This is a genomic window from Rhodococcus jostii RHA1 (genome assembly GCF_000014565.1).
Classification (GTDB): domain Bacteria; phylum Actinomycetota; class Actinomycetes; order Mycobacteriales; family Mycobacteriaceae; genus Rhodococcus_F; species Rhodococcus_F jostii_A.
Map to the genome: position 1 here is coordinate 3,133,879 of NC_008268.1, position 17,489 is coordinate 3,151,367.

The 17,489-nt window shown below is 69.2% G+C and carries 15 protein-coding genes and 1 pseudogene; 1 reads left to right on the forward strand and 15 read right to left on the reverse strand.

All coding sequences use genetic code 11. The features are described 5' to 3' along the window. Nucleotides 1–7 precede the first annotated feature (7 nt). The 13 genes and pseudogenes from RHA1_RS14435 to RHA1_RS14495 all read right to left on the reverse strand — a co-directional run bounded on the left by RHA1_RS14435 (nucleotide 8) and on the right by RHA1_RS14495 (nucleotide 14,511). A complete protein-coding gene (locus RHA1_RS14435; protein ID WP_011595643.1) occupies nucleotides 8–1,264 on the reverse strand; it encodes an ATP-grasp domain-containing protein in 1,257 nt (418 codons plus the stop codon). Beyond that, entirely contained in the window at nucleotides 1,261–2,580 is a 1,320-nt protein-coding gene (locus RHA1_RS14440; RefSeq protein WP_011595644.1) for an MFS transporter, read from the reverse strand. Before RHA1_RS14440 ends, RHA1_RS14435 begins: the two co-directional genes overlap by 4 nt. Continuing rightward, nucleotides 2,577–3,326 (reverse strand): hypothetical protein, encoded by a 750-nt coding sequence (locus RHA1_RS14445; RefSeq protein WP_011595645.1) that lies wholly within the window; start codon nucleotides 3,324–3,326, stop codon nucleotides 2,577–2,579. Before RHA1_RS14445 ends, RHA1_RS14440 begins: the two co-directional genes overlap by 4 nt. Beyond that, nucleotides 3,323–4,243: a branched-chain amino acid transaminase gene (locus tag RHA1_RS14450; protein ID WP_009475751.1), complete on the reverse strand. Its 921-nt coding sequence runs from the start codon at nucleotides 4,241–4,243 to the stop codon at nucleotides 3,323–3,325. Before RHA1_RS14450 ends, RHA1_RS14445 begins: the two co-directional genes overlap by 4 nt. Next, the gene (locus RHA1_RS14455; RefSeq protein WP_011595646.1) at nucleotides 4,234–5,505 is read right to left on the reverse strand and encodes a GNAT family N-acetyltransferase; all 1,272 of its coding nucleotides are present in this window, start codon (nucleotides 5,503–5,505) and stop codon (nucleotides 4,234–4,236) included. Before RHA1_RS14455 ends, RHA1_RS14450 begins: the two co-directional genes overlap by 10 nt. Next, entirely contained in the window at nucleotides 5,502–6,728 is a 1,227-nt protein-coding gene (locus tag RHA1_RS14460; protein ID WP_011595647.1) for an ATP-grasp domain-containing protein, read from the reverse strand. The genes RHA1_RS14455 and RHA1_RS14460 overlap by 4 nt, the downstream gene beginning before the upstream one ends. Further along, nucleotides 6,725–7,801 (reverse strand): Ldh family oxidoreductase, encoded by a 1,077-nt coding sequence (locus RHA1_RS14465; protein ID WP_011595648.1) that lies wholly within the window; start codon nucleotides 7,799–7,801, stop codon nucleotides 6,725–6,727. The genes RHA1_RS14460 and RHA1_RS14465 overlap by 4 nt, the downstream gene beginning before the upstream one ends. Further along, nucleotides 7,798–9,288, reverse strand: coding sequence for a GNAT family N-acetyltransferase (locus RHA1_RS14470; RefSeq protein WP_011595649.1), 1,491 nt, complete (start codon nucleotides 9,286–9,288; stop codon nucleotides 7,798–7,800). The genes RHA1_RS14465 and RHA1_RS14470 overlap by 4 nt, the downstream gene beginning before the upstream one ends. Then, nucleotides 9,285–10,607: a KamA family radical SAM protein gene (locus RHA1_RS14475; RefSeq protein WP_011595650.1), complete on the reverse strand. Its 1,323-nt coding sequence runs from the start codon at nucleotides 10,605–10,607 to the stop codon at nucleotides 9,285–9,287. Before RHA1_RS14475 ends, RHA1_RS14470 begins: the two co-directional genes overlap by 4 nt. Beyond that, entirely contained in the window at nucleotides 10,604–11,614 is a 1,011-nt protein-coding gene (locus RHA1_RS14480; RefSeq protein WP_011595651.1) for an AurF N-oxygenase family protein, read from the reverse strand. The genes RHA1_RS14475 and RHA1_RS14480 overlap by 4 nt, the downstream gene beginning before the upstream one ends. Continuing rightward, the gene (locus RHA1_RS14485; protein WP_011595652.1) at nucleotides 11,611–12,369 is read right to left on the reverse strand and encodes a TauD/TfdA family dioxygenase; all 759 of its coding nucleotides are present in this window, start codon (nucleotides 12,367–12,369) and stop codon (nucleotides 11,611–11,613) included. Before RHA1_RS14485 ends, RHA1_RS14480 begins: the two co-directional genes overlap by 4 nt. Nucleotides 12,370–12,502: 133 nt before the next feature. Further along, nucleotides 12,503–13,414 (reverse strand): acyl-CoA thioesterase domain-containing protein, encoded by a 912-nt coding sequence (locus tag RHA1_RS14490; protein WP_011595653.1) that lies wholly within the window; start codon nucleotides 13,412–13,414, stop codon nucleotides 12,503–12,505. A 1-nt stretch (nucleotide 13,415) separates the two neighbouring features. Next, nucleotides 13,416–14,511: pseudogene (locus RHA1_RS14495) on the reverse strand (CaiB/BaiF CoA transferase family protein). Between the two features lie 115 nt (nucleotides 14,512–14,626). Here RHA1_RS14495 and RHA1_RS14500 point away from each other — a divergent pair. Then, the gene (locus tag RHA1_RS14500) at nucleotides 14,627–15,115 is read left to right on the forward strand and encodes a hypothetical protein (RefSeq protein ID WP_237726889.1); all 489 of its coding nucleotides are present in this window, start codon (nucleotides 14,627–14,629) and stop codon (nucleotides 15,113–15,115) included. 40 nt (nucleotides 15,116–15,155) lie between these two features. Here the strand turns inward: RHA1_RS14500 and RHA1_RS14505 are convergent, their stop codons facing one another. Beyond that, nucleotides 15,156–15,584 carry a hypothetical protein gene (locus RHA1_RS14505; protein WP_011595655.1) on the reverse strand — a complete coding sequence of 143 codons (429 nt, stop codon included), beginning with the start codon at nucleotides 15,582–15,584 and terminating at the stop codon, nucleotides 15,156–15,158. A gap of 608 nt (nucleotides 15,585–16,192) precedes the next feature. Then, nucleotides 16,193–17,446 carry an amidase family protein gene (locus tag RHA1_RS14510; RefSeq protein WP_237726890.1) on the reverse strand — a complete coding sequence of 418 codons (1,254 nt, stop codon included), beginning with the start codon at nucleotides 17,444–17,446 and terminating at the stop codon, nucleotides 16,193–16,195. Nucleotides 17,447–17,489: the final 43 nt, after the last annotated feature.

Here is a 17,489-nt window from a genome sequence, read left to right on the forward strand (position 1 = left end):
CGCGCGATCACACCGTCACCGTGTTCGCGGGGGCCACGCGCACCTGAAATTCGAGGCGTGACATGGCCTCCCGGGCGGCGTCGAGCGCCTGCTCGGCGGTGTCCCCGACCGCGCGTGCGTATGCGACACGCGAATCGGACGACTCCAGGACGCTGACCGCCCCGCCCGGGCGGACCAGGAGTTGCGCGTCGGTCACGCCGTCGACGTTCCGGGCGTCGTCGATGCCGCTGACGTCGGTGAGAACACCCGCGACGGGTGCGGCGGCGAACCAGATCGCGGAACAGTGCGCGGGCCGCTCCACCGCGAGGACGGCCCGGATCCCGGGAAGGACCTTCTCCCCGATGGTCTGCCGCACGACGCAGTCGGCGAGGTCCACGCCGGTGGCGTCGACGGCGAGGCCCGGTATCTCGTCGCCGCCCATCCGCACGTGGGTTTCGATCACCCGGGGACCGGTTGGGGTGAGCACGATCTCGGTGTGGGTTGCACCGAACTCCACGCCGACTGCGTCGAGCACACTCGTCACGTACGTATGGATCCGTTCTTCCTGTGTCGTGGAGAGGGCTGCCGGTGCCACGTGCCCGAGTTCGACGAAGGTCGCCGGGTCGGAGAACTTGCGGGTGACGGCGACGATCTGGTGTTCGCCGCACTCCGAGAAGGCCTCCACACTGAATTGCGGGCCCTCGTGGAACTGCTCCACGAGCACCCCGCTGGTGGTCAGGCCGTCGAAGTCGCCCCCTGCGCGCGCGTACGCCGCAGCCAGTGCGCCCTCCTCCCGAACCACGGCCACTCCGGCACTGCCCGCGCCGCGCACCGGTTTGACGACGCACGGGAACCCGTGCTCGAACGCGAAGGTGCGCAACGCCTCCACGTCGGCGACGACAGCGGAGGCGGTGGCGTCGACGCCGGATTCGCGGAGCGCGGCGCGCATGGCGTTCTTGTCGTGGACCGACGTCACGGTGCGGCGTGAGTGGGTGGACAGGCCGAGGGCCTCCCCGATCGCGGCGCAGCGATCCTGGTCGCGTTCACCGAACGTGGCGATCCGGGTGAACGGATGCTCCGCATGTGCGGCCGAGGCCAGGGCGATCCATTCCTCGTCCGGCGCATCGTGCCGCACGGCGATCACCCGCGAGTGCTCGGTCAGACGGCGAAGCTTGGCGACGAATTCCAGTCGGCAGATCACCGAGGTCTGTGTGCCGGGGAGGGCGTCACGGACCCTGCCCGGGAGGTCGCGGCCGCTGCCGACGACGAGGACGTGTTCAGTCATTTCTTCACCTCGAGTAGCGAGAAGGGAGACAGTGCAGGATGGTCGCCGGCCGGGAGTTCCTTCGTCCGTGCGCGTTCCGCGAGACTGCGACGCGCCGCCGTCCGGGAGACCAGAGCCGCGGCCCCGAACGTCCCGGCCAGGACGGGCCACGCCAGGAGACCGGCCGGCAACAGGACGACGACCAGAACGGTGGGGCCGAGCACCTTCTGGCCCGTCATGCCGAGGCTGAACGCGCCGAGATAGCGGGCCACGGCCGGCTGCGGGGACAACTCGGCCGACAGTTCCCAGGCGGCCACGGAGTGGATGTTCTCGGCGATCGACAGTGCCACCACCGCAACGACGACGGCGGCGATCGCCGGACCGGTGTCGGCCGTCTGGCCGACGGTGAGTGCACCGCAACAGAAGGCCATCAGCGCCCCGGTCCACGTCAGGAGTCGGGTCGCTGCGGACATGCCGTCGGCGAACCGGGCGACGTAGACCTGCAGGACCACGGTCAGCACGGTGTTGACCGCCATGAGCACCGGCACCCACGCGAGCGGCACCGACGTGTACCCGATGACCCAGATCGGGAGTAGGACGATCAGCACGGTGTCGTACAGCGACAGCACACCGTTGCCGACCGTGAAGACCATGAACCACCAGTCGTGGAACGGCGAGCGCACCGCCGTTCCGCCCGGCCCGGGATCAGCGGGGAGAGGCGTGCGTTGCACCACCGTTCCCGTCCTCCGGAGTACGAGCCGCACGGCGAACGCGATGACCACGAACGAGATTCCGTTGCCGAGGAACAGCGCCGTGAACGCGGCGGACGTGCCGGTCACGAAGACGACGCCCGCCAGCAGGAACCCCGCGGTGAGACCCACGTTCCGGATGGCGCGGATGGTGGCCATCGTCCGGGTCCGGTCGCGGCCGCCGATCACCGCCGTCACGACGGCCTGCTGGATCGGGCTGCTCGCCCGGTCGGCCGCGGTGAGCAGCACGGTGAGCACGAGGTAGCCGGTGAAGTCGGATACGAGCGCGAAGCATCCGTATCCGATGCCGCGTACCAGCAGGAGGGCCACGTAGAACCGGCCCGGCCCAACCCGGTCGGCCAGCCTGCCGAGGGGCACCGGGGCGAGCAGCGCGAGCGCACCCGCTGTCGTGGTGGCCAGGGCGATCTGGTTCGCGGTGAGACCGACGACGCCGATGAAGTACAGGGCGAAGGACGCGAAGAACATCCCGGTGCCCAGCGAGTCGATGCCGGCGCCGACGGCGAGCGTGCGACCGGCCGGGCTGTCGGGGAGCAGCGCATCGCCCAGCCGCCGCACGCGGGCGTTCACGGGACGCTCCCCGGCGTCAGGAAGGCGTGCACCAGGTCGGCCGACCGCTGCACGTGGGTGGGTGTCGCCGCCTCGGGCGCCGGACGCCGCAGGTGGTTCCAGGCGTACCGCCGGGCCGCGTTGACGAGTAGTTCGGCGTCCTGAGCCGACTCGGCTGCCTCGGACTGCGCGACCAGCGCCGCCGCGATGAGGAGCCGGCTCATCCGGTCGACCAGCACCCACCCGGCGGCGGCGACGGTCGCGGGGTCTGCCCCCACCCATTCGTGGCGAGTTCTGTCCAGGGCACCGAGCGCATCGTGCACCATCTGCCAGGCCGCGAGCAACCTGCCCTGGGGAGCCGGTCCGAGAAGCTCCCTGGACCGGTGGGCGGCCGCGTCGAAGTGTTCGCGAATCGTCAGCAGTTCCAACGCATGGGTGGTCAGGGCCCAGCAGTCGGCCCGGGCGGTGCCGCTCCCGTCGGCGCGGGCGGTGTCCGCGGCAAGCGAGTAGGCGATGCAGCGCCGGGCCACTCTCCGGGCGCGGCCGTGCGACTGCTCCGGGAGCGCCTTCCACGCCCGGACGGCCATCACGTCGACCACCCGGTCGGCGATCTCCTCGCGACGCGCATTCGCCCATGCGCTGCCGTCGAGCAGGTATGCGGCGCTGGCGAATCCGGTGACGGCACCTTCCAAAATGCCGAGTCCCTCGGCATCCCAGATCGCCGCGACCCGATCGGGTACGGCCGAAGACAGCAGACGCGTGCTCATGCGAACTCCAGCCAGTGCCGGTAGGTGGGCTCACGCCCGCGGACCACGTCGTGGAAGACGTCGCGCAGTTGCTTGGTGATCGGGCCGCACCCGCCTGCCGCCACCGGTCGGTCGTCGACCGACGCCACCGGGACCACCTCGGCGGCCGTGCCGGTGAGAAACGCCTCGTCGGCGACGTAGAGCTCGCTGCGGGTCACGCTCTGTTCCCTCACCGTGATCCCCAGGTCGCGGGCGAGCGTGATCACGGTGTCACGGGTGAGACCGGGCAGGATGTTGTCGCCGACCGGCGGGGTGACCAGCTCACCGTCGCGGACGGCGAAGATGTTCGCGGCGGACGCTTCGGCCACGTGCCCGGTAGAGGTGAGCATCAGCGCGTCGTCGTAACCGGCGCGCAGCGCCCCGACCTTGGCCAGAGCCGAATTGACATAGGCTCCCGTCGCTTTGGCGAGCGGCGGGACCGAGTGGACACCGTTGCGTTGCCAGCTGCTGACGACGAGTCGGCAGCCTTCCTGGTCCGCGGTTTCGCCGAGGTACGAACCCCACGGCCACGCCGCGATGGCCACCCGGGCAGTGTCCAGCGCGGGCGCGACACCCATCGAGCCGTAGCCGAGGTAGACGATCGGTCGCAGGTAGCCGGAGTCCAGGCCCGTCCGGCGCAGCAGTTCGAGCGAGATCTCGGTGAGCTCGTCCACCGACCACCCGGGGTCCATCAGGTACACCCGTGCCGAGTCGTGCAGCCGTCGCAGGTGGTCGCGCAGCCGGAACACGGCCGGACCGCGGTCGGTCGCGTAGGCCCGGATGCCCTCGTAAACACCCCATCCGTAGTGCAGACTCGGTGTCAGCACATGGACCTGGGCCTGGTCCCAGGCAACGAATTCACCGTCCATCCAGACGGTGCTGGTCGGGATCAGTTCCATTGTTCTGCTTTCGGTTCGGTGGCGGCGGGCCGCCGGGACGGGACAGGGACTGCCGGTGCGCCGACCAGGTCCAGCCGCCGTTCGATGCTGCGCGACTGCAGTGTCAGAGCCTCTCGATACTTGTCGGCGCCTTCACCGCGGAAGGCGAACCAGCCCCAGCGGGGTCGCAGGCTGCAGCCACGGGCGATCTTGGCCTCGTAGGCGGCGAGGCCGTAGTGGACGCGACGGATGCCGTGCTCCACCGCCCACCGCGCGGTCTCGTGGTAGGTCAGTGTCAGGTAGCAGCCACGAATCCCCGGGGTGAAGCCCGCGGTCCTGGCGAACAACGCGTCGGGGGTGCGGAGGTAGAGCACGAAACCCACGAGGCGACCGTCGACTTCGGCGCCGAGCACCACACAGGAGTCGCCCAATTCCGCACGGACGGCGTCGAAATCGCGTCGTACGCGGTCCTCGCCGCCGGGCAGTCCGTACTTGGCCCGGTGCGCGACCTGGAGGGCGACGACGTCCTCGTCGATCGCCTCGGGACCCCAGCGGACCACCGTGCGCAGGCCGGCGGCGGTGTAGTCCGCGACCTCCTTGCGGAGCCGGGCGCGACGGCGTTTGCTGAGGCTCGCGACGTACTCCGGCCAGCTGTGGCCGCTCAGGTCCTGCACACCCTCGGCGCCCAGCAACGCCGCCGTGTACCCGGCGCGGGTGGCGGACCCGTCCACATCGTCGGCGTCCGGCGCTCCGACGTACAGCAATGCCACACTGCGGCAGCCGAGTTCGTCACCGGCCTGGTCGAGCAGGCCGGGCAGGGCCGCCATGACCGCGCGGCGCTGATCGTGCGAACGGCCGGGCGCGTGCGCGACACCGTGGTGGTTTCCGAACGTGGCGAGCGCCACCGACGGGTACTGATCCTCGCGGGCACCGGACAGCGCCGCGGCCAGCTCGGCCCAGCGCAGCCGATCGGGGTGATCGAGCAACTCCGGTTCGGCCATCGGCCCTGCGGTTCCCGCCAGCCGGGGCGCGTCGTAGAAGAGCAGGCCCCCTGGCCGCGCCGTGATCAGCAGCGGCGCGACCGCGACGGTCCGGCCGTCCGCACGCACCTCGAGGTAACGCACCTCGTGCAGGTCGGTGCGTTCGGTGAACCGCCACCACCGCGCATCCTCCCAAATGATGTCCGGGTCCGCGATGCCCGCGAAGTCGGCGGCGGTCGGGCGGGCGCCGCGGGGCAGGACGTGGCCGGTGAACCCGTCGATGTCGGTGTGGGTGGAGGTCATGCTGCGTCCTCGCTTTCGGCGCGGTCCCAATCGAATCCGGCGCTGACCTGTTCGGCGGTCGCGATCAGCCGGTTTCCCAGCGCCGTGAAATCGGAGTCGGTCACCACCCAGTAGGCCAGGAAGTCCGCCGACTTGCGCTCGTTGTACCGGGCATGGGTCCAGTCGTCCCCGATGTGGGTGTTCAGTGTGAAGTCGTGCACGCCCGGCGGTGCGTCCGGCAGTCGCAGCACCCGGCCCCGGCGCGGCGGCACGCCGTAGAACGCTGCGTGCGGGGCGGCCGCAACCCGGTCCCGGACCGCGTCCAGGTCGATCGGCAGCCCGCATTCCACCCGCGCCCAGAGATGCCGGGGGTCGATGCCCAGGACGTGGCGGAGCATCGTCGGGATGGGCCCGCCGCCGATTCGCGCGGCCACTTCGCAGAGCACGATGTCGCCGCCGGCGGTGACGAAGAACTCGGCGTGCACGCAGACGGTGGGCGGCGAGACGAGTGCATCGACGAGCTGCCAGGTCTCGTCCACCAGGCGCGCGCAGACCGGGTCGGTGGTGTCGACCGACCGGGAGCCGAACGGGGCGTTGGTCCAGTGCTCGAGGCACCCCTGGCCGGTGTAGCGGGATGCGATGGCGGCCACCGGGTCTCCGGCTACGCGGAACGCGTCCACGTGGTGCACCGCGCCGTCGACGAATTCCTCGACTTCGTACGGTGTGGCCGTGACGATGTCGGCGAGTCCGGTTGCCTCCGCGGGCGAATCGAGCACGTACACGCCGGTGGAGCCGGAACCGCTGCGCGGTTTGACGACGACGCGGCCCGGGTTGTCGGCCATGAAGTCGACGATGTCCGCCGGGTGGAGCACGGGCGCGAAGGCCGGGACGAGAAGCCCTGCGGCCTGCGCCAATTCCTTCATCAGGATCTTGTCGCGGTAGGCGCCTGCCGTGGCGGTGTCCAGGCCGGGGAGGCCGAGTTCGCCGCGCAGTCCGGCGGCCCGCTCCACGTCCACCTCGGCCAGGGCGAAGACCGCGGTCGGCCGGTGCCGTCGGGCGAGTTCCCGAGCGGCGGCCAGCACGGCGTCGTCGTCGTGATAGTCGCTGACCGTGACGATCTCGGCGAATCCCTCACCCGGATCCGTTCCGGCGGCACAGACCGCCACCAGCCGTCCGCGCATCTCCGGCAGCCACTGGGCGAAGGGCAGCCCGGCGGCGCGCGGGCTGATCAGTGCGAGAATCATCGAGAAGCCTCCTTTCTTGTCACGGCCAATCCGTCGAAAGTTGTTTCCAGCGTGGCGAAAATCTCCGCCGTCCGGGGGTCGAGCGGTATTCCCCGCACCCGCCGTTCGCGCTCGTGGGCGCGTTGCGGATCGCCCGGGGCCACCACCGGTGTCCCGGTGGCGGGCGTCGATCCGCGGACGGTGTCGAGCAGGTCTGCCAACCCTGCCGCGAAGTGCGCATGCCCGCTGAACGCTCCGGGATCGAGGGCGAGGACGAAATGGCCGACCCCTCGGCTTCGGCCGGGCGTTCCCTCACCGACCTGCTCGAGCTGCCAGTCGGGCGGCGACCCGGTCAACACGGCCCCCAGCAGAGTGACCGCCATTGCCAGGCCCTGTCCCTTGTAGCCGCCGAGGGGCGACAGCGCGTACGCCTCGTCGGGTTCCGCGGTGGGCAGCCCACCGCGGTCGGTGGCCCAGCCGCTGCCCAGTGGTCGCCCCTCCGCCCGGCGGTGCTTCACCTCGCCGAAACATACCTGGCTGGTGGCCATGTCGAGGGCGAGCCCGTCGTCCCCCGTACCCGCGGCCACGCTGATCGGGTTGGTGCCGAACAGCGGCTCGACGCCGCCGTACGGAGCGACCCGGGAGGCGGCGGACGTGACTGCGATACCGATCATCCCCTGCCCGGCCAGGTGCCGGGTGTACACCGACGCCGCGCCGAAGTGGTTGGAGTTGCGCACACCCACCGCCGCGACGCCGAAGGCCTTGGCGCGGTCGGCTGCCAGGCGGGTGGCGGCGAGTCCGGCGAGCACGCCGAGTGCGCCGTCCGCGTCCAGCAGCAGTCCGGCTCCACGGTCCCGGACCACGGTCGGGCACGCGGCCGCATTCGCGACTCCGGTCGCAAGTTCGTCCAGGTATTGCGGCAGCAGCCGCAGACCGTGGGTGTCGATGCCGCGCAGGGAGGTGTCGACGAGCGCGGCGGCCACCAGATCGGCGTCGTCCTCCGGCACTCCCGCCTCGACGAGTGCGGTGGAGGCGAGCCAGCGGGCCTCCTGCTCGTCGATCAGCGAAGTGGTGTTCGGTATCTCGTGGATCATGAAGCACTCCAATGCATGAAGACGTGGGGCCCGATGCCCGGGATGTCGAACTCCGGGCCCAGAATCCGGAAGCCCTGCTTGACGTAGAAGCCGGCGGCGGTGGTGCGGGCGTTGCACCAGACCGCGTCGGCGCCGGCCAGCGCGGCGTTCGTGAGGACGGTGCGCAGAAGTGTTGCCCCTGCACCGGTGCCGCGGACCTCCTCCAGGGTGGCCATGCCGCGGAGGCGCCACCCCCGGCCGGGGAGAAGACCCGGCACGGCGTGCGTTTCGGGGGGATCCTCGTGGTACAGCGAGGCCACGCCGACCGGGCGCCCCGCGACTAGGGTGGCGAAGTGCCGGGTGCCGGCGTGCGCGTCCTCGGGGTAGACGCAGGTCTCGGCCGGTTGACCCGGTCGGAGCACGGTGTGGCGGATCGGTCGCACATCGGCAGCGGGCACCGGCCGCACCCGCCAGCCGTGGGCGACCGGATCGGGGAGGTAGCCGGAACCGGGACGATCCGGGAGGGTGACGCGGCCGGCCCGGTCGAGTGTCAGTCCACTGCCGGTGTTCACCGCCAGCAGGTCGATTGCATCGACATCCAGGTGGTCGGCCAGTCCCCCGAGGTGGGCCGTGGCCGACACCCCGGCCGCGGATTCGGGCATGCAGCCGAGCATGGTGATCAGACCCCGTTCACGGGCCCGGCGCAGCAGCGCGAGGGACGGGGTGATTCCTCCGGCCTTCATCGGCTTGACATTGATGCCGTCGAACGCGTCGGTGCAGGCGTCCAGGTCCTGCGGCGACGCGATGCTCTCGTCCGCGATCACCGGGATCTGGCTGCGCTCTTTCAGGATCCGGGCGTCGCGCCACGCCGAGCGCGGAAACGGCTGCTCGATCAACTGCACGCCGAGTTCCTGCAGGCCGGGAAGGACGGGGAGCAGTCGGGACAGCTCCCAGCCGCAGTTGCCGTCCACGTAGAACGGTGCGTTCGTATGGCAGCGAAGCTCCTTGACGACGGTGAGGTCTCCCGGATCGGCGAGCTTGATCTTGTACGCCGACCATCCGGGCCGCTCACGGAGTTTGCGGACCATCACCTCGGTCTCGTCGAGCCCGATACTGAAGCTGGAGCGCAACTCGCGCGGACGTTCCAGTCCGAGGGCCTGCCACAGCGGCACACCGACCAGGCGTGCCCGCAGATCGTGCACCGCGGTGTCGAGGGCGGCCAGGACGAACGGCGAATCGGGAAGCTCCGCGGACAGGGCTCGCCACACGGCGAAGGGGTCGTCGGGACCCAGGTCGATCAGTAACGGCGCAATCCGCCGCAGATCTGCGTGCATCCGGTCCAGGCCGGAGTTGTAGCGGTCGGTCATGAACGCGGATGCCTCACCGAACCCGGCGAGACCGTCCTGCTCCACCTCGACCACCAGGCCCCGCTGCACCGGAATCGCTTCTCTGGCAGAGCGCCACAGATGCCGTTGCGTCAAGCTGATCTCGTGCGCGGTGACCTTCACGCGGTCCCTCCGGTACCGAAGAATTCGCGGTCGCGCGGGCCGTGCGGGCGGAGGTCGTCCCACCACTGCGCGTGCTCGTCGTATTTCGCGAAGAACGGCTTGCCGACCAGGTCCGGCCGGCGTGCCTGCAGGAACCGCAGCGCAAACGCACGTCCGCCGTCGAGGTCGACGACGCCGTCGACCACGACCTTCCCCGGTGACGCCGACATCACCGGACCCCGCGCGGTCCGCCCGAGTCCGGAGACCCGTTGCAGCGCTTCGCGGTAGATGTCGACCGCTCGCGCCAGCGGCAGACCGAAATACGGTCGCGCACCGGTGTCCCGCTCGACGAACATGTAGTAGGGCACGACCCGGTTTCGGACCTGCGCCTGCCAGAGGTCGGCCCACGTTCGCGGGTCGTCGTTGACGTGACGCACCACCGGCGCCTGAGCGCGGAGCACCGCGCCGGTCGACGCCAACCGGGCCAGCGCTGTCCGGGCAGCATCGGTCTGCAGTTCCGCGACGTGCGACAGGTGCAGCATCATCGCGACGTGTTTGCCCGCGGCGGTCAACCGCTCGAGCAACCGCAACAGGTCGTCGGCTTCCGGCCCGGCCAACAGCCGGTACGGCCAGAACGAGACAGCCTTCGTGCCGATCCGAATCGTCTCGACGTGTTCCCGCTCAGGTTCGAGCAGCGGCTCCAGATACGAGGCCAGCAACTCCGTCCGCATGACCAGCGGATCGCCGCCGGTCAACAGCACGTCGGTGATACCGGGGTGCAGGTCGAGGTACCGGGTCATCGCCTCCGGCCCGGACATGGCCATCTTCAGGTCGGGGGTGTCCACGAACTGGGCCCAGCGGAAGCAGTAGCCGCAATAGCTGTGGCAGGTCTGCCCCTGGCGGGGGAACACCAGCAGCGTCTCGGCGTACTTGTGCTGCATGCCCGAACCGTCGATGTCGTCGTGCTGCGGAACATTCATGCTCAGCTGGTCGCCGGGATGCGGGTTCAGCGCGGCCCGGACCGTGTCGACCGCCTGCCGGACGGTGCCCCGATCTCCCTGCGCCACAGCCCGTTCGATCAGGTCGAAGTGCTCGATCTCGAGCATGTCGCGGTGTGGGAAGGTCAGGCGGTAGATCGGATCGTCGGGCGCACGGCCCCAGTCGATCAGCTCGTCGACGACGTAACTGCTGACCTTGAACGGCAGCACCTGGGACACCACGTGTGCCTCGTGCCCCAGGATCGGGTCGCCGGTTCGTTCGGCGACGAGCTTGCGGAGCCGGTCGCCGCTGATCGATCGCGGAGCGAGGGCTGTGCGGGTGTCGAGATCGAGCACGGTCATTTGCCCGTCACCGCCAGGCCCCAGTCGAAGTCGACATCGCCCAGGACATTCATGTCCGACATCAGCGAATACAGCCCGCTGTAGTCGCGCACGAGCCGCGCACCGGACTTCTCGGCCCGCACGTCGGCGAGCATCTTCTCCCATCCGGTGACCTTCTCGATCCGGAAGATCGCCTCCCACGTCGAGTAGTCCGTGGCGACGAACGCGTCCAGTCCGGCGACCAGCATGTCCAGGAAGAATCGGCGTTTGACGGGGTCCAGCACGTCGTACACCAGCTTCGCCATCTCGTCGGAAATGGATGCGTGGCAGTACTCGTCCCGGTTGTGCAGTTTTGCGGTGGTGGAATTGACCACCTGGATGTCGTGATCGTCGGCGAGCAGATCGAGATACGCGTTGATCGAGATCTCGGACACCGTGGCGAAGGCCAGCGTGGTCAGGCTGCGCTGCCAGCGTTCGGCGGCATGGGCCCGCAGCCGACGGTGCGTCCGTGAGGTGTGCGATTCGGGTAACGCGCTGTCGGGGAACGGGTTCCCCCGTTTACGTCTGGTCAGCGCACTCGCATTGATGTGCATCAGGGTGTGATACTGCTCGTCGACCATGGCCTGTGCGAGGGCGATATCCATGTCCTGGCCGCCGAGACCCGGGAACTCCCCGTCCATGACGAGCGCGAACGCCGGGTTGGCGACGCGTTGCTCGGCGATCACCGTGTGCCGGTTGTACGCGATCCAGGCCCAGCTCAGCAGCCGCGACCGCATCGCGTCGGGCATCGCCTGCCACGTCGGATGGTCGCGGAACGGCACGATTCCCTCGGGGTAATCGGCCCGGCCGGCGTCGAACAACTCATCGAGGTCGGGCTCGTCGCGCTTCACCGTCGACCGTCGGTGCCAATTGCCGGCGAGGCGGCTGATAACGGCGTTCTCGGCTTCGTCGGCGGGGTCGAACGACGGCAGTCCGGGGAGGTGCACCAGCCCGTCGGCGTCGGAGCACTGCAGGTCGTCGATGATCATGCGCGAGTCCGGTCGCCGGCCCAGAAACGGGTGAGGTGACGGGCGCGGTCGGCGTACTCCGAGCGCGCGTGCAGCATGCGCTGGTTGTCCCAGATGAGCAGCGCGTTCTCGGGGATCAACACGCGGGTGCGCAGCTCGTGGAACAGGTCGCTGACGCGATGCGCCAACCTGCGACCGGCCCGGCCGAGCGGCAGCCGGACGTCGTCGACGTCAGCGTCGTGATGCGGGTCGTAGTCGGACGCGGTGAGCAGGTTGTAGCTGAAGCGCAGGGCCGTGCGGCCGGTGTCGTCCGCGTCCAGCATCGTGGTGCGCACACCCCCGTCCGGGCCCGGGAAGGTCAGTTCGGCGTCCGTCATGAGGGCAACCTCGGCCGGTTCCAGGGCGTCGACGAGCCGCCGGATGTCGAGCAGATCGGTGTGGCCACCGCCGCAGCGCGCCTGCCGGTGACAGAACAGCGCCAGGTACGCCGGGCTCGGATCCCAGCCCGGCGCTTCGGTGTGCGCCAGAATCGTGTTCGCGCTCTGCGAGTACGCCCGATGATCGTTGCCGGGACGGTACGTCACCTCGTGGGTGAGGAGACCGTTGTATTGCGGAACCAGATCACCAAGGGAGCCAACCACTTCCGCCGCGGCGATGCGGTCGGGTACGTCGTGGACGACGACGTACCCGTCCTCCTCCAGCCGGGACCGGTCGACACGGCCTTCCACCGTTCTCCCACCTACAGGCGCAGAGACGACATGACAATTCGGCGACATCTATTCCTCCATTCCGAAAACCCGACCGGGATGCGTACCCGTGACTCCGGTCGTTCGAGACCGGGATCGTGATCGGTTTCAAGAATGTGGTCGTGCCGCCACGTATTCCAGGCACCCTAGGGGAGCCAAAACGTCACCCGGACAAAACCGCCGGGGCTGTAACAACCGGGTGCGGGTGGGGTTGCGCCGCCGGAACATGCGGTTGTCGCTGCAGGGTTCTGCGATCGTTCTCGATGGCGGACACCGTGCAGATCCCCAGAGGGCCGTCGCGATCGAACATGGTTGCCGAGCCCACGGCGACTCCGTCGCACGCGCGGTGACTGTCAGCTTCCAGTCCGAGTTCGATCCCCGCCGGCAGCCTGGTCAGCGCCAGAGTGACGTCACCGTTGATGTAGCCGATGCCCTCGGTGCCCATGTTGGTCACCAAGTTGGTCAAGTCGGCGACCATTGCCGCACGCACGAACGGGGTGGTCGCCTCTCCTTCGATCACCGACCAACCTGTCGTCCAGATCCGTTTCCGATCCGAGGTTCGCCAAGCCGGTCCGCCTTGCGGCAACGGCTCCCAGTCGGCATCCACCCCACTGGTGCCGATCAACCGCTCACCGGGATGTTCGGTCGGCGAGGGAGGCTGCGGGACGCGGGAGTCGACCCAGTGCGCTCCTGCTGCGTTCCTCGATCTTCGGTAGAAGGCAACCGTGGCCCTGGCCACCAATTCACCCGACTGAATCAGTTCGGCTTCGACAAGTCGAATTCGGTTTCCCCACCGGATGATCCGTGAGCGAACATCGATCCGACACATCCTCACCGGACGAAAGAGATCCGCGGTCACTCGGGTGGCGAAGAACTCATCCTGCTCGTACTCACCCTCGATGGCGTAGGCAAGCAAGCCCAGCACCGCCGGACCGGACACCATGTCCGCCGACCATCCGCTGACGGCGGCCGCCCTCGGCTCGTACCCCGAACCTGCACGAGCGAAGAACGGTTGAGCGGTGTGTGCCGATCTGGCTGTCGCCTGTTCCGCGTCGAGCTGCGCGCCGGCAGTCACTTCAGCTCCACGGTGTGGCGGCGTCGACCGCTTCGGTGGCCGGCGGGCCGGGTAGCCCGGGCTCGCTGCGGGAGAATCGCGGCGCGGGCCGGTGCTGGGTGACCCGGTCCAGTTCGACGAGGGATCCGCGGGCTGCGATGTGCGGGTTCTGCGGTGCCTCGGCGAAGGTCAGCACCGGGGTGGTGCAGGCGTCGGTGCCGTCGAAGATCGCCGCCCACTCGTCGCGGGTCTTGGTGAGGAACACCTCGGTGAACTGTTTCTGCAGTTGCGGCCAGCCGCTCCGGTCGTTCTGGGCCGGTAAGTCGGCCGGGTCGAGTCCCAGGCCCTCCACCAGCAGTGCGTAGAACTGTGGTTCGACCGCACCGACGGCCATGTATCGGCCGTCCGCGGTCTCGTAGGTGTCGTAGTACGGCGCGCCGGTGTCGAGCATGTTCACCCCACGCTCGTCCGACCACCGGCCCAATCCGCGGAAGCTCCAGATCATGTGCGACAACGCCAGGGTGCCGTCCACCATAGCCGCGTCGACGACCTGGCCCTTGCCCGACGTGTGACGCCTCGATCAGCGCGGCGAGGATGCCGAACACGAGGAACATCGAGCCGCCGCCGAAGTCGCCGACCATGTTCAGCGGCGGCACCGGGCGCTCGCCCTTCCTGCCGATCGCGTGCAGCACACCGGTCAGCGAGATGTAGTTGATGTCGTGGCCGGCCGTCTGCGCGAGTGGACCTTCCTGCCCCCAGCCGGTCATCCGGCCGTAGATCAGGCGCGGGTTGTGCGCCAGTGCGACGTCCGGGCCCAGTCCCAGGCGCTCGGTGACGCCGGGGCGGAAGCCTTCGATGAGCACGTCTGCCCGCTCGATGAGGCCGAGGACGAGTTCGATGTCGGCGGGGTCTTTGAGATTCGCTTCCACGACGCGGCGGCCGCGGTGGGTCTGGTCGCGGGGCTGCCCGGCTGTCGGGAGCAGGCCGGCGCGCTGTACGCGGACCACGTCGGCGCCGAGGTCGGCGAGCAACGTCGCAGCGTGCGGGCCGGGACCGATGCCGGCGAGTTCGACAATGCGGACACCGGTGAGCGGTCCGGTGCCGGTGGTGGTCGCCATGAATTCTCCCTCTACTTTGGGCGATGGAACGTGCTGTGACGCCGAATGTTCAGCCGATTCGAGCGGGTTGCGTGGTGGACAGCAGGGTGGGCAATGCCCGGGCGAGGTTGCGCTCGTGGATCTGCGAGGCACCCTCGTAGATGCGCAGCGCCCGCACGTCACGCTACATGCGCGGCACCGGGTGTTCGCCCACGATGCCGGCTCCGCCGAGCACCTGGACCGCCCGGTCGGTATGGGCGAGAGCGCAGTGTCGAATGCGGCGATTGCCGACGCGGCGGAACTGCTGACGCAGAAGGCGGACATGCTGCTCGAACGTCTGGCGGACCAGGTGATGGCCGCTCCCACGCCAGGTTCGAGGGCCTGGTACGCGCACCGGAACACCGCCGCGGACTCGGTGAAGGAACGGTTGCTGGTGCGGATCGCGATCGCGCACCAGGCGCATTTCGACCTCGCCGAGGACATTGCTCGCGCCCGTGCGGCCGGCGCCGGGTGGGCAGAAATCGGCGAAGCCACCAGCCTGACCGCCCACCAGTCCCGCAAGCGGTGGGACACCACCCCGGCCGCATCACGCCGGCAGGAATCCGGTCAGCTCGCCATCTGGTGACCCCTGATCGCCGTGCAGGCTGGTTACGTAAGCCGCTATCTCACGGGACATTCCAGGTGCCCGCGCCGGGCAGTGCCGTGACGGCAACGCCGGACCGGCCGTCGACCGTCATGGCGGCAACCAGGATTCCCGAGCCGGTTACGACGGGAGTCGGCTTGACCGCCGGGACCACGGTTCCCCCCACTCCGGTCGACAGGTTGCGCCAGTGCACGGTGCAGGAGCAGTAGCCGACGAACTCGGTGATACCCCGCCTCTCCGGGTCGGTGCGCACCGTCACCTGCGTGTAGACGAGGGTGGGCAATCCCGTGGGCAGAGTCGTGATCCCGACGACTGGCACCGGAAGGGCGGTGTCCGCGGGCGCTGCGGTCGCGACCGGTGCGGCGCTGAGGAAGAGGGCACCCAGTCCGACCAGGACAGTGGTGATCGACATCCGGCGTCCGGGTAGGGCGTGCGAGGTACGACGTCGCATCGGATCCTTCCTCCCATCAGAACCCTCATTCGTTCGCCCGCGGACACCATCGGCGGCGCGCGAGGGATCACCGATGCCGTCGTCACGCTCTCGTCATTCGTTACTTTCCGACCTCACCGGGGACAGACCCGTACTCCGCCGGGGTGAGTGGCCTGATAGGTGCGGGCGGCCCTCTTCTTCGCGGAATTCTTCGTCATCGCGGTCCAATTCACTACTCGAGGACGACGCCCCGCATCCGCCGCCACGGTCAGTGACGGATCGGCTGTCGCAGATCCAGCGGACCTTGCCCTCGGGTGCCACCGAAAATGATGATGCGGGCATCACGGCGGCTCGGGGTCAGCCGTGCAACAACCGGCTCTGACCGATGAACCTAGCAGCATCCGACGACATCACCTGCGAAGCGGTTCAGCATCCACCACCCACCTCGACCGACCGACGGACCGCCTCGGATCAGACGCGTGAATCACGCCGCCGTCAGTCGGGCGGTGATGGATCCGAATGCCCAGATCAGTAGCGCCTCGATGGCGATGAGTGCTGCCATCTCGCCGTGTGTCGCGACACGACCGTTCCCGGCGGTGTTGACCTGGCTCGGAAACCACTTGTCGGCGTCAGCGGTGAAGGATGCCGCTGATCAGGGCACCGACGGTGAGCAGCTGGTGGTCCTCGAAGAAGCGGCCCTCGAGGCAGAGGCCCACCGACAATCCCTCAGCGGTCGACCGGCCGGGGACGGTCAGCATCGGGACCCCGGCGACCGAACCCGGCGCTGAGTTGCGGGTGACCGTGGGGAAGACCGGCTGGGGTCGCCCGTTGACGTCGATGGTGTCGTCCTGTCCGATGAGGGGCGGGCGAACGTGAACGGTGGGGGCGATCAGCGCGTGCACTCCGGTGGCGGCAAATGTCTCCTCGTACAGACGCCGAAGTTGCCACCGTCTGCGGCGGGCCTGCTCGTATGCCGATGCGGTGACCCGCGTGGCTGCGATGGACTCGAAGATCGCCCGCACGTCCGGCGACCCGATCGCGTCGATCAGATCCGCGACATCGACGGGGCCCGTTTGTCCGCGACCATTGTTCACCCGCGCCGCCAGCAGGCGTTCAGCCTCGTAGAACACCAATTCGATACCAGGCTCCGCGGCCAGGGACAGATCGTCGGGCATGCACAATTCCACGATCTTCACACCGCTCGCGCGCAGGTCGTCGAGCGCGAGGTGCGTCGCCTCGGCGACCGCGGGTTCCATGTCGTCGTATCGGCTCGGGACGGTTCCCAGTACCAGATCGGTTCGGTCGGGCGTGTCGATCGCCGGACTCGTTCTGGTGATGACGCGGTCGACGAGGCGCACGTCCTCGACGGTCCGGGCGTGAATGCCGATCGTGTCTCGCGACGACGACAGGTTGACGACGCCGTCGCTCGGGTAGCGGCCGGTGGTGGGACGGAATCCGACGATCCCGCAGAACGCCGAGGGGATGGTGACCGATCCTCCGGTGTCGGTGCCGAGGCTGAAGGGCACCGTTCCCAGTGCCACCGCCGCAGCGCTGCCTCCGCTCGATCCGCCGGCCACGCGAGCGATATCCAGCGGGTTCCGGACCGGGCCGTAGGTGGCGTTGTTGCTCGTGATCCCGAACGCGAGTTCGTGCAGATTGGTCTTGCCGACGACCACCGCTCCGGCCTCACGCAACGCGCTGACCACCCCGGCGTCGCACTCGGGGACGTCGAGTGCGAACAGCGGGCTCCCGCCGGTGGTGGGCATGCCGGCTACGTCGATGTTGTCCTTCACCGCGAACGGCACACCCGCGAGCTCACCGTCGGCGACCGCTGGATCTGTGTGGTCCACCACCGAGATGTAGGCGTTGTGCGAGCTTCGCACGGCCGCCGCCGCGCGGTGGCAGTCACCCAGAAGCGTTCGGCGC